Annotated in this window: 8 protein-coding genes; 6 read left to right on the top strand and 2 right to left on the bottom strand. The window is 71.9% G+C overall.

Features of this window, described 5'->3' with window-relative positions:
• Window positions 1-148: 148 nt before the first annotated feature.
• Window positions 149-2,341: a 3-hydroxyacyl-CoA dehydrogenase NAD-binding domain-containing protein gene (locus tag EXE58_RS08930; protein WP_135267555.1), complete on the bottom strand. Its 2,193-nt coding sequence runs from the start codon at window positions 2,339-2,341 to the stop codon at window positions 149-151.
• Between the two features lie 123 nt (window positions 2,342-2,464).
• Window positions 2,465-3,673: an acetyl-CoA C-acetyltransferase gene (locus tag EXE58_RS08925; protein WP_135267554.1), complete on the bottom strand. Its 1,209-nt coding sequence runs from the start codon at window positions 3,671-3,673 to the stop codon at window positions 2,465-2,467.
• An 89-nt stretch (window positions 3,674-3,762) separates the two neighbouring features.
• Here EXE58_RS08925 and EXE58_RS08920 point away from each other — a divergent pair, with 89 nt between their 5' ends.
• The 6 genes from EXE58_RS08920 to EXE58_RS08895 all read left to right on the top strand — a co-directional run bounded on the left by EXE58_RS08920 (window position 3,763) and on the right by EXE58_RS08895 (window position 11,869).
• On the top strand, window positions 3,763-4,359 hold the full coding sequence (locus EXE58_RS08920; protein ID WP_208544181.1) for a MerR family transcriptional regulator: 597 nt from the start codon (window positions 3,763-3,765) through the stop codon (window positions 4,357-4,359).
• Window positions 4,360-4,488: 129 nt separating this feature from the next.
• On the top strand, window positions 4,489-7,176 hold the full coding sequence (locus EXE58_RS08915; protein WP_135267553.1) for a carboxypeptidase regulatory-like domain-containing protein: 2,688 nt from the start codon (window positions 4,489-4,491) through the stop codon (window positions 7,174-7,176).
• Window positions 7,177-7,279: 103 nt separating this feature from the next.
• A complete protein-coding gene (locus EXE58_RS08910; RefSeq protein WP_135267552.1) occupies window positions 7,280-7,858 on the top strand; it encodes a PadR family transcriptional regulator in 579 nt (192 codons plus the stop codon).
• Window positions 7,855-8,574 (top strand): ABC transporter ATP-binding protein, encoded by a 720-nt coding sequence (locus EXE58_RS08905; RefSeq protein WP_135267551.1) that lies wholly within the window; start codon window positions 7,855-7,857, stop codon window positions 8,572-8,574. Before EXE58_RS08910 ends, EXE58_RS08905 begins: the two co-directional genes overlap by 4 nt.
• Complete coding sequence (locus tag EXE58_RS08900) at window positions 8,571-11,141, top strand: FtsX-like permease family protein (protein WP_135267550.1); 2,571 nt, start codon at window positions 8,571-8,573, stop codon at window positions 11,139-11,141. The genes EXE58_RS08905 and EXE58_RS08900 overlap by 4 nt, the downstream gene beginning before the upstream one ends.
• 164 nt (window positions 11,142-11,305) lie before the next feature.
• Window positions 11,306-11,869, top strand: coding sequence for a SigE family RNA polymerase sigma factor (locus EXE58_RS08895; protein WP_135267549.1), 564 nt, complete (start codon window positions 11,306-11,308; stop codon window positions 11,867-11,869).
• Window position 11,870: the final 1 nt, after the last annotated feature.

Raw genomic sequence — 11,870 nt, 5'->3', positions numbered from 1 at the left:
TCCCCGACCGGGCGCGCGTGCGCTCGGTTTTCGGGGGACCGGGCTCTCTCCACACCATGCTGTAACGCCGGGTCATGGGCTGTACCGACCCCGTTGCGACTGGGGTACAACAGCTCCTAACCCGGCGTTACAGCGAGGCGTCGATCGGTCAGGCGGGGTAGGTGCCCCCGGCCTCGGCGACGGCCACCAGGCTGGCGGGCGGCTCGAAGCGCTCGCCGTACGACGCCGCGAGCTCGCGCGCCCGGGCGACGAACCCGGCCGGTCCACGACCCGCAGGGCCCTCGAAGCCGTTGATGTACTGGATCGCGCCGCCGGTCGGGGGCGGGAAGCCGATGCCGAAGATCGAGCCGATGTTGGCCTCGGCGCTCGAGCGCAGGACGCCCTCGTCCATGCACTTCACGGTCTCGATCGCCTCGATGACCAGCTGGCGGTCGGCGATGTCGGCGAAGGGGATCTGCTCCTCGGCGACCGGGAAGTGCTCGGCCAGGCCGGCCCACAGCCCCTGGCGCTTGCCGGCGTCGTCGTACTCGTAGAAGCCGGCGCCCTTGAGCTTGCTGGAGCGGCCGAGCTCGATCATCTTGTCGATGACGGCCTCGGCGCCGCTCGGCGTCCAGGTGCCGCCCTCGCGCTCGACGGCCTCCTGCGAAGCCTTGCGGATCTTGACCATCAGCTCCATGTTGAGCTCGTCGGTGATCTGCAGCGGCCCGACGGGGTAGCCGGCCATGGTGGTGGCACGGTCGAGGCTGACCGGGTTGACGCCCTCGCCGAGCATCGAGAGGCCCTCGTTGATCTGCACGCCGATGACGCGCGAGGTGTAGAAGCCGCGGCTGTCGTTGACGACGATCGGGGTCTTCTTGATCAGCTGGACGATGTCGATCGCCTGGGCGATCGCGGTCTGGCTGGTCTCCTTGCCGGCGATGATCTCGACCAGCGGCATCTTGTCGACGGGCGAGAAGAAGTGGAGCCCGATGAAGTCGGCCGGCCGGTCGACGCCCTGGGCGAGCTCGGTGATCGGCAGCGTCGACGTGTTGCTGCACAGCAGCGCGTCGGAGTTGATGTGCTCGGCGATCTCGGCGAACACCTTGGCCTTGAGCGCGGGGTCCTCGAAGACGGCCTCGATGACCAGGTCGCAGCCCTTGGCGTCGGCCGGGTTGTCGGTCGGGAGGATGCGGCCGAGCAGCTCCTCGGACTTCTCGGCGGTGAGCTTGCCGCGCGAGACGGCCTTCTCGTTGATCTTCTTCGAGTAGGCCTTGCCGCGCTGGGCGGCCTCGAGCGAGACGTCCTTGAGGACGACCTCCATGCCGGCGCGGGCGCAGACGTAGGCGATGCCCGCGCCCATCATCCCGGCGCCGAGCACGAGCACCTTGGACGGCTTGAACGTGGGGACGCCCTCGGGGCGCAGCGCGCCGGAGTTGATCTCCTGCAGGTCGAAGAAGAACGCCTGGATCATGTTCTTGGCGTTCTGGCCGGTGGCCAGCTTTGCGAGGTAGCGCGACTCGATGCGCGAAGCGGTGTCGAAGTCGACCTGGGCGCCTTCGACGCAGGCGGCGAGGATGGCCTCGGGCGCCGGGTAGTGGGCGCCCTTGAGCTGCTTGCGCAGGCCGGCCGGGAACGCCGGCAGCATCTGCGCCAGCGACGGGTGGGAGGGGGTGCCGCCGGGCATCTTGTAGCCCTTCCGGTCCCACGGCTGCGACTTCGCCTCGTCGTTGTCCTTGTTGGCCACGACCCACGCCTTGGCCGCGGGCAGCAGCTCGTCCTGGGTGGCGACCAGCTCGTCGACGAGGCCCTTGGCCTGGGCCGCGGCCGGCTTGTAGCGCTGCCCCTGGAGCAGGACGTCCATCAGCGCCGAGGAGACACCGAGCATCCGGGTGACGCGGGTGACGCCGCCGCCACCGGGGAGCAGGCCCAGGCTGACCTCGGGGAGGCCGATCTCGTAGCGGCCGTCGACGGCGATGCGGTGGTTGAAGGCCAGGGCGATCTCGAGGCCGCCGCCGAGTGCCGCGCCGTTGATGGCGGCGACGGTCGGCACGCCGAGCTTCTCGATGCGGCGCAGCTGGTCCTTGATCGCCTGCGCGCCCTCGAAGACCAGCCCGGCCTCGTCGGGCCCGTAGGACTGGAGGTCCTTGAGGTTGCCGCCGGCGAAGAAGGTCTTCTTGGCGGAGGTGATCACGACGCCGGTGATCTCGGCCTTCTCCGCCTCCAGGCGCTCGACCGCCGCGGCCATCGAGCGGCCGTAGGCCTCGGTCATGGTGTTGGCGCTGGCGGTGGGGTCGTCCAGGGTGAGTACGACGATGCCGTCGGCGTCGCGCTCGTAGCGGATCGTGTTCTGGTGCTCGGTCATCTCAGGAAAGTCCTTCTTGTCTCCGCTGGTTGAGGAGGGACGAAGTCCCGTCTCGAAACCAGGCTGCGTTGTGGGGCGGTCTCGTGACGGTCGCTGCGCGACGTCCTCGACCAACGATGGGTGTCAGACGCGCTCGACGATGGTTGCGATGCCCATGCCGCCGCCGACGCACAGCGTGGCGAGGCCACGGCGCAGGTCGCGGCGCTCGAGCTCGTCGACGAGCGTGCCCAGGATCATCGCGCCGGTCGCACCGAGGGGGTGACCCATCGCGATCGCGCCGCCGTTGACGTTGGTGATCTCGGAGTCGATGCCCATGTCGCGCATGAAGCGCATCGCGACCGCGGCGAACGCCTCGTTGATCTCGAAGAGGTCGATGTCCTCCACCTCGAGACCGGCCTTGGCGAGCGCCTTGCGCGCGGCCGGGGCCGGGCCCGTCAGCATGATCGTCGGGTCGGCGCCGCTGACCGCAGCGGAGACGATGCGGGCGCGCGGGGTGAGACCGAGGTCGGAGCCGACCTGCTCGCTGCCGATCGCCATCAGGGCGGCGCCGTCCACGATGCCGGAGGAGTTGCCCGCGTGGTGGACGTGGTCGATCCGCTCGATCCAGTGGTACTTCTGCAGCGCCACGTCATCGAAGCCGAGGTCGCCGTGGAAGGCGAAGGACGGCTTGAGGCCCGAGAGCGACTCGACCGTCGTACCGGGGCGGATGAACTCGTCGCGGTCGAGGACGGTCAGGCCGTTGAGGTCCTTGACCGGGATGACCGAGCCGTCGAAGTAGCCGTTGGCCTGCGCCTTGGCGGCACGGGCCTGCGACTCGGCGGCGAAGGTGTCGACGTCCTCGCGGTTCCAGCCCTCGACCGTCGCGATCAGGTCGGCGCCGATGCCCTGCGGGACGAAGTCGGTGTCGAGCGCGGTGCGGGGGTCCATGGCCCAGGCGCCGCCGTCGGAGCCCATCGCCACCCGGCTCATCGCCTCGACGCCACCGGCGAGGATGAGGTCCTCGAAGCCGCCGCGCACGCGCGACGCGGCCTGGTTGACCGCCTCCAGCCCGGAGGCGCAGAACCGGTTGAGCTGGACGCCCGCCACGGTGTCGGGGTAGCCGGCGGCGAGCGCCGCGGCCTTGGCGATGTCGCCACCCTGGTCGCCCACGGGGGACACGACGCCGAGCACCACGTCGTCGACGCGCGCGGGGTCGAGACCGGGGTTGCGGGTCTTCACCTCGTCGAGGAGGCCGACGACCAGGTCGATCGGCTTCACCTCGTGGAGGGAGCCGTTGGCCTTGCCCTTGCCGCGCGGCGTACGGATGTGGTCGTAGATGAATGCCTCTGCCATGCTGCTGATTGTGACACCATTACTGTCAAAGTGGTAAAGGTGTGGTCCGGATCACTCATGGCCCGTTTCGCTGCAGGAGGGGAGGACGCGTGGACGCAGCAGTCGCCGAGGACGCCCTGCTCACCCTCGAGGAGGCCTCCGAGCGCACCGGCATCAGCGTGCGCAACATCCGCTTCTACACCTCGCGCGGCCTCGTGCCGCCGCCGCTGCGGCAGGGTCGCTCGGGCTTCTACTCCGCCGAGCACCTGGCCCGGCTCGACCTCGTGCGTGAGCTCCAGGGCCACGGCTTCACCCTCGCCGCCATCGAGAAGTACGTCGCGCGCATCCCCGCCGACGCCACCCCTTCCGACATCGCGCTCCACCTCGCGCTGCTGGCCCCCGTCCCCGACGAGGGACGCATCGACATCCAGGACGGCCTGGTCGGGCTCGGCGTGCCGGCCAGCGCCGCCGAGGCGGTCGCCGACGTCTACGCCCGCCACGGCCAGCAGGTCGCCGACGAGCTCTCCGAGATCGTCCGCACCCGGCTGTGGCCGGAGTACCGCGACTCCGGCGGCACCGTCGAGGGACTCCGCGAGCTGGTCCACCGGCTCAAGCCGCTGACCATCGCCGGCCTCGTCGCTGCCTACGAGAAGGCCATGGACGAGAGCGCCGACAGCTACGTCCGCCGGGGCGCGCGCCCGTACTGAGTCGTCGTACGACACCCCACCGCACGCGTCTTGCCGGGCGGCCGGGGCTGTTCGGCGCCTGCGACATGGTGCAGTCTTCGGGGACAACCCGCGGCGGGAGGGCCGCGGGACGGGGGCCTCGGAGGGCACATGGACTCGCTTCGTCGTCGGCTCGTCATGGGCCTCGTGCTGGTGCTGGCGATGGTCGGCATCAGTGTCGCGCCGTCGTCGGCCGCGCCCACCCCCCGCGCCGCTGCGCTCGCGGCGACCGGGTCGATCTCCGGCATCGTGACGGGCGACGGCGTGGAGATGACGTCCACCCACGTCGACCTCTACGTCCTGGACGGCACGCAGTGGCAACGGACGAGGATGAGCGGGACCGGCTACACGTCCGGCCGCTACGTCATCGGGAACCTCGAACCGGGGACCTATCGCATCGAGGTTCCGAACCCGGATGAGCCATTCGTCCGCACCTTCCTCCCGTCGGCCGATCTCCTGGCGAACGGTGAGGACATCGTCCTCGGGGAGGGCCAGGCCATCACCGACGCCGACGTCTCGCTGCTGCCCGGCGGGACCATCGAGGGGACCGTCACCGACGAGCACGGCGCTCCCCTCGCCGGGGTCGTGGTGCGGGCGACCGACACGCAGCAGGAGACCCGTTACTTCGAGGCCGAGACCGACGACGAGGGCCGCTACCGCATCGGCCAGCTGACCACCGGCGACTACGTGGTGCGCTACAACCCCTACGCCATCGGCATGCAGGGCGAGTACCACCCCGATGCTCCGACGCTCTTCACAGCGATCCCGGTGCACGTGGTCTCCGGCCAGGCGTCGACCGGCACCGATGCCGTGCTCTCCGACCTGACCCGCCTCAGCGGCACCATCACGGACGCCGAGACCGGCGAGCCCGTCTCGCGGGCGCGGATCGACCTCTACGAGCTGCAGGGGGAGTACTGGCAGCCGGTGTTCGAGAGCGCCTACACCGACAACCGCGGTCGCTACGAGTTCGAGGGCACCTGGGGGACCTACCGCCTGCTGGTGGCCGGCGGTCCCTACGGCACCCACGGCTTGGTGTACCACCCCGACGCCACCTCGGTGGAGGGCGGGGAGAGCGTCGTCGTCGCCGCCGGCTCCGAGGTCGTCGTGGACGTCGGCATCCCCAGGTACGAGCGCACGTCGATCGCCAGGGGCTCCGTGACCGCGGGCGGCGACGGCCTCGCCGGTGTCGACGTCCTCGCCGAGATGCTCTACGAGGGCAGGTGGGCCCCGATGTACACCACCACCACCGACGCCGACGGGCGCTACGTCGTGTTCGCGGCCGTCCCGGGCACCTACCGGCTCCGGTTCAGGGACCCCACAGGCAACCGGCCGGACCGTTGGTGGGACGGACAGGCCTCGGCCGCGGACGCCACCCCGCTGGTGATCGAGACGGGTGGCTCGACGGTGACCGACATCGACATGGAGTTCTCCACGCCTCCGGCCACGGGCCGGATCGCGGGCACGGTCACCGGTCCGACAGGGGCCGCCGCACCGGACATCGACGTCACGGTCTACGAGTGGGACGAGCTCATCCAGACGTGGACCTCGGTCGCCACGGCGAGGACCGACACCGCCGGCTCCTACGCCGTGACCGGCCTGCCCCTGGGTGTCTACCGGGTCGGGTTCAAGGACGACATGGAGTGGTTCGTCACGGAGTTCCACCGCGACAGCCGGACGGTGGCCGACGCCACGGACGTCGAGGTGCTCGACGCCGCAGGTGAAACCGTCGATGCTGAGGTCGCGCCTGTCCCCGGCGACATCCTCGGCACCGTGTCGCGGCTCGGGTCGACCTCCGTCGAGGGCCTCCGCGTGGTCGCCTACGCGCAGCGTGACGGCGCCTGGACGGACGTGGCCACGACGCGGCCGCAGCCGGACGGCAGCTACGTCTTCGACAACCTTCCGGCCGGAGTGACCTACCGGCTGGGCTTCCACGACGAGTCCGGCACCCACGTCGACCAGTACTGGTCGGACCAGCCGAGCCTGGCGTCCGCACAGAACATCTTCCTGCGACCCAACCTCCAGTCGAGCGGTCACGACGCCGCCCTGAGGCCCGCCGACCGCCCCGACTACCAGGCGCAGACCAGCCCCACCGTCGAGGGTGTGGCCCGCGTGGGCGAGACCCTGGCCGCGGACCCGGGGACCTGGGCACCCGCCGGCGGCGTGCACGCCTACCGGTGGCTGGCCGGCGGCCGGGCCATTCCCGGCGCGTCCGATCCGGAGCTGACCCTCACCCCCGAGCTCGTCGGCGAGCGCATCAGCGTCGAGGTCACGACCTCGGGCGACGCTGCCGACCCAGGCGTGGCGATGTCCGCCGCGACCGATCCCGTGGAGGCGGCGCCGGTGGTGACGCCCACCGAGACCGCCACGGCCGAGCCGACTCCCAGCACCAGCCCGACGGTCACGCCCACCGCGAGCCCGACAGCGACGCCCACGGCGGCACCCACGACCAGCCAGACCGCGTCGCCTGCTCCGGCACCCGCGCCCACCGTGGCACCGGCTCCGAGCCTGGGGTCGCTCCTCTCGGAGCTGGCCGACGACCTCGCCGTCAAGGGAAGCCCGAGGGTCGGCAGGACCGTGAAGGTGACCCACCTGGTCGCCCACGTCCGCACCGGTGTCGGCTACCGGTTCCGGTGGTACCTCGGCGGCAAGAAGCTCAGGAAGGCCACCCGTTCGAGCCTCAGGCTCACCCGAGCCATGCAGGGCAGACGCCTGACGGTGAAGGTCACGATGGTGGCGGGCGACTCACGCGAGGTGGTCCGGATCCCGGTCGGCAAGGTGCGGGGCGCGCCGCTGCGCTGAGTCGTCGTACGACACCCCCGGTCCTCGAGCCCGGAGCCCGCGGAGTCGGGTGATATCCGGCGGCGCTTGCCAGATGGATACTCGGTATGCATACTCAGTATCCATGTCCATCAAGCACGGGCTCCTCGCCCTCCTCGAGCGTGAGCCGATGTACGGCTACCAGCTCCGCAGCGAGTTCGACGCCACGACCGGGTCGACCTGGCCGCTGAACGTCGGACAGGTCTACACGACGCTGGCGCGCCTCGAGCGAGACGGCCTCGTCACGCCCGGCGAGGAGGACGCGGAGGGCCGGGTGCGCTACTCGATCACCGACGCCGGCCGCGAGGAGCTCGCCGGATGGTTCGGGACGCCGGTCGTCAACTCCGACCGCCCGCGCGACGAGCTCGCGATCAAGCTCGCCCTCGCCGTCACCGTGCCCGGCATCGACGTCGCGGCGGTGATCCAGCAGCAGCGCGCGTCCACGATCGTCGCGATGCAGGACCTGACCCGCCTCAAGGCGACCGGGGAGGGCGACCTCTCGTGGTCGCTGGTCCTGGAATCGATGCGCTTCCAGTACGACGCCGAGATCCGCTGGCTCGACCACTGCGAGACCTCGCTGGCGCGCGCCGTGCGCGAGCGCGACGCAGCCACTACAGACACCACGACCGGCACGACCACCAAGAAGGCGGGGGCACGACGATGAACGCGGCGCTGGAGATGATCGACGTCAGCAGGATCCACGGCCGGGGCGACACGGCCGTGCACGCGCTGCGCGGGCTGAACCTGACCGTCCAGCCGGGCGAGCTGGTGGCCGTGATGGGACCGAGCGGCTCGGGCAAGTCGACCCTGCTCAACCTGGCCGGCGGGCTCGACCAGGCCACCGCGGGTCACGTGCGGGTCCAGGGCCAGGAGCTCGGCTCCCTCTCGAGGGCCGCGCTCGCGGAGGTCCGCCGCCGCCGGGTCGGCTACGTCTTCCAGGACTACAACCTCATCCCGGGTCTCACGGCTGCCGAGAACGTCTCGCTCCCGCTCGAGCTCGACAAGGTCAAGGCCCGCGAGGCGACCCGCCAGGCGCACGCCGCCCTCGACGAGGTCGGCCTCGGCGGTGTCTACGACAGGTTCCCCGACGACCTCTCCGGCGGCCAGCAGCAGCGCATCGCCATCGCCCGCGCCATCGTCGGCGAGCGCGGCCTGGTCCTGGCCGACGAGCCGACCGGCGCCCTCGACTCCGAGACCGGCGAGGCCGTCCTGGCGCTGCTGCGTGCGCGCTGCGACGCCGGTGCGGCCGCGCTCCTCGTGACCCACGAGGCCCGCCACGCGGGCTGGGCCGACCGCGTCGTGTGGCTGCGCGACGGTGCCGTCGTCGACGAGGCCGGCGCGACCACCTCGCCCGCCGCGTTCGTGGCAGGCCGCCCGTGACCGCGTGGCGTCCCGCCCTGCGCATGGCGCGGCGGGACCTGCGTCGGCACAAGGTCCGCGCCCTCCTCACCTGCCTGCTCGTGGCGCTGCCGGTGGTCGTCGCCACCGTGGCGGCCCTGGCCGCGCACAACGGCAGGTGGACGAACGAGGTGGAGGCAGCGCAGAACTTCCACGACGGCAACGGGCTCGCCGTCGTCAGCGAGCACACCGAGGTCCGGCCCCGCGCCGCCCTCAACGGCTGGCCCGAGCCCGTCCGCGGTGCCGACGAGCGCGACCCGGCGTCCGTCGACCTGGCGGCGCTGCTGCCCGCCGGCACTGACGTCGTACCTGCCCCGGCCCTGTCGCTCACCCCCCTGACCACGGGGGGCCAGGGCGAGGTGCTGCGGGTCGACCTGTCCCACCCGCTGACCGACGACGTCGTCGACATCACGCAGGGCCGGGCACCCGCGGCGCCCGACGAGGTGGCGATGTCGCGGGCGGCGGCGGCCGAGATGGGCCTCCTGCCAGGCGGGCGCCTCTCCCCCGACGCGCGCTTCGAGCTGGCGGGCGGAGTGACGCTGGACGTGGTCGGGATCGCGGAGAAGAACGAGCGCGACTGGGGGTTCTACGGTCCCGTCCTCGTCGCACCTCCGGACTCGGTCGCGCCGGTGGCCGGGGAGCCGGGCGGCTACGTCGAGCCGCCGTCGTACCTCCTGGGGCTGCCGCCGCTCGAGGACGCGCAGGTCCGCGAGCTGGTCGCCGACCTCGCCGCCGAGGGCGTCGCCCTGCAGCCCCGGGTGGCCGTCGAGAACCCCCGCGAGTGGGGTCTGCACCAGTCCATGTCGGACCGGCTCGACCTGACCCCGTTGCTGCTGGGCGGGCTGTGCATCCTGGTCGGCCTGATCGAGGTCGTCCTGCTCGTGGGCGCCGCCTTCTCGGTGTCCGCGCGTCGCCAGGTCCGTGACCTCGGCCTGCTGGCGACCAACGGCGGCGCAGCCCCTGACGTACGACGCGTGCTCCTCGCCCAGGGCATCGTGCTCGGCGTCGTGTCCTCCGTCATCGGCGCGGCAATCGGGGTGACTGCCTTCCTGCTCGGCGCCGACGTCCTGGAGGACCGGTTCGGGCAGACGATGCACGCACGCGAGGTGCCGTGGTGGCTCGTGGTCGTCATGGCCGGCCTGGGATCGGTGACCTCGGTCGTCGCCGCGCTCCTGCCGGGCTGGCGGATGGCGCGGCTGACTCCGGTCGATGCGCTGTCCGGCAGGTTCCCGCTGCGCCCCGGTGAGTCCCGCGCACACCGGCCCGCCTTCGTCCTGGCGGCCGGCGGCGTGCTCCTGCTCGCGGTCGGCGGGTGGGCCACGGCCGAGGCCGAGCGCTCTTACCCCAACTGGCTGGGCGCCGCGGTCTTCCTGGCAGGGTCCGGCCTGGTGGCGCTGGTCGCCGGGACGGTCTGGGCGACGCCGTACGCCGTCCGCCGCGCAGCAGGCCTCGGGCGGTTCCTGCCGCTCTCGGGACGCTATGCCTTCCGCGACGCGGGCCGTCACCGCTTCCGCAGCGCCGCCGCCGTGATGGCACTGACGATCACTGTCGCGGCGACGGTGCTGATCGGCTTCGCGTTCGCCTCGGCCGAGCGCGGCGGCCAGTTCGACGACAGGCTCGGGCCGCGCATCCTGTCGGTCGACGTCTGCTGCTCCGTGCCGGACACCGAGCGGCTCGACGCGATCGAGCAGACCATCGGCAGCATCGTCGACCCCGTGGAGACGGCCACCACCTCCACGCTGGGATCCCCCGACGGAAAGGGGTCGCTCGACCTCCTGCGTGCCCGTGACGCCCTCACCATGGTCGACGAGGCGGACCTGCGGATGCTGGTCCACCTCGACGACGATGACCTGGCGGTGTTCCGCAACGGTGGGGTGCTGACGACGTACGCCGGCGTGGTCCGCGACGGCGAGGTCACGGTCGCGCGCTTCCCCGGCGGGCGGAAGTCCGAGAACCAGTCGGTGCTGCCGGCGACCCAGGTCAAGGCGGTCAGCGGCGTCACGCCCTACACCCAGCCGAGCTACGTCAGCGCCGAGACCGCCGCTGACCTCGGCGTGGTCGCGTCCTTCACGCAGCTGGTCGTCCGCACCGCGACACCGGTCACCGGCGACCAGCTCGAGCGGCTGCGCATCCGCGGGCTCTGGGCCGACAGCGACGACGTCGACCGGGCCCAGGTCCAGCTCGCGCAGTACGCCGGCATCGGCGCTGCCGGCCTGCTCGCCGCGATCGTGGTCGGCATGGCCGTGGCCCTGGCGGCGGCCGAGAGTCGAGACGACGTCGCCACCCTCGCGGCCGTCGGCGCCGCCCCTTGGACCCGCCGGCGCTTCGGTGCCATGCACGGGCTCTTCCTCGGGGTGGTGGGCACCGCACTGGGTGTGGGGGTCGGGGTCGCGGCCGGCCTTGCCTTCGCCCAGATCGACGGGCTGCCGGGTGCCGACGTGCCCTGGCTCCACCTGCTCGGCACGGTGGCCCTGGTGCTGCCGGTCAGCTGGCTGGTCGGCGGGATCGTCACGCCCTCGCGCTTCACCCTGACGCGCCGCACGGCCTAGGCCGGCCCCACGATCCGGGCGGCTGGACCCACGGGGGAGTCCAGCCGCCCGTCAGGCGCGTGCCTCTCGGAAAGTCGGCAACCGCGGCCAGGCAACCCTCCGGGGACATCCGGAGTCAGAGGGGATGAGACGGCACCGCAGTGGTGCATGGTGAGGAGGTGGGGATGTTCTCGGCGACCGGCACGCACGCGCCCTCGTTCGAGGAGTACGCCGCGGCGTCCTGGCCGACGCTGTACCGCAGCGCCTTCCTGCTGGCCGGCAACCATGCTGACGCCGAGGACCTCGCGCAGCAGACCCTGATCAAGGCACACGGCGCCTGGGGCCGCGTGAGCGCCTCGGACTCGATGAACGCCTACGTACGGCGGATCCTCACCAACACGTTCCTCTCCTCCAAGCGGCCCAAGGGGCGCCGGCTGGAGCTGCTGACCGACGAGCCTCCGGAGTGGGGACGAGCGGCCGGCGCGACCGCGGACACGGCCGGGGTGCCCGGGGCGTCCGACGAACGGATGGCCCTGTGGCCGCACGTCCGCCGGCTGCCACCACAGCAGCGTGCGGTCATCGTGCTGCGCTACTTCGAGGAGCTGAGCGAGAGCGAGATCGCCGAGACGCTCGGGTGCTCGCGCGGCAACGTGAAGTCCACGGCCCACCGCGCGCTCAAGAGCCTGAGGGCCACCCTCGAGGCTTCGGACGAACAGACCAGAGCAGAGCTCGACGGGAAGGAGGGCTGAG

Source organism: Nocardioides seonyuensis, from assembly GCF_004683965.1.
GTDB classification, from domain to species: Bacteria; Actinomycetota; Actinomycetes; order Propionibacteriales; family Nocardioidaceae; genus Nocardioides; species Nocardioides seonyuensis.
This window is presented reverse-complemented; position numbering and strand designations above follow the sequence as displayed.

Coding starts and splice junctions, on each gene's coding strand:
- EXE58_RS08905 (WP_135267551.1), top strand. CDS start 7,855: ATGAACGCGGCGCTGGAGATGATCGACGTCAGCAGGATCCACGGCCGG.
- EXE58_RS08910 (WP_135267552.1), top strand. CDS start 7,280: ATGTCCATCAAGCACGGGCTCCTCGCCCTCCTCGAGCGTGAGCCGATG.
- EXE58_RS08895 (WP_135267549.1), top strand. CDS start 11,306: ATGTTCTCGGCGACCGGCACGCACGCGCCCTCGTTCGAGGAGTACGCC.
- EXE58_RS08915 (WP_135267553.1), top strand. CDS start 4,489: ATGGACTCGCTTCGTCGTCGGCTCGTCATGGGCCTCGTGCTGGTGCTG.
- EXE58_RS08930 (WP_135267555.1), bottom strand. CDS start 2,341: ATGACCGAGCACCAGAACACGATCCGCTACGAGCGCGACGCCGACGGC.
- EXE58_RS08925 (WP_135267554.1), bottom strand. CDS start 3,673: ATGGCAGAGGCATTCATCTACGACCACATCCGTACGCCGCGCGGCAAG.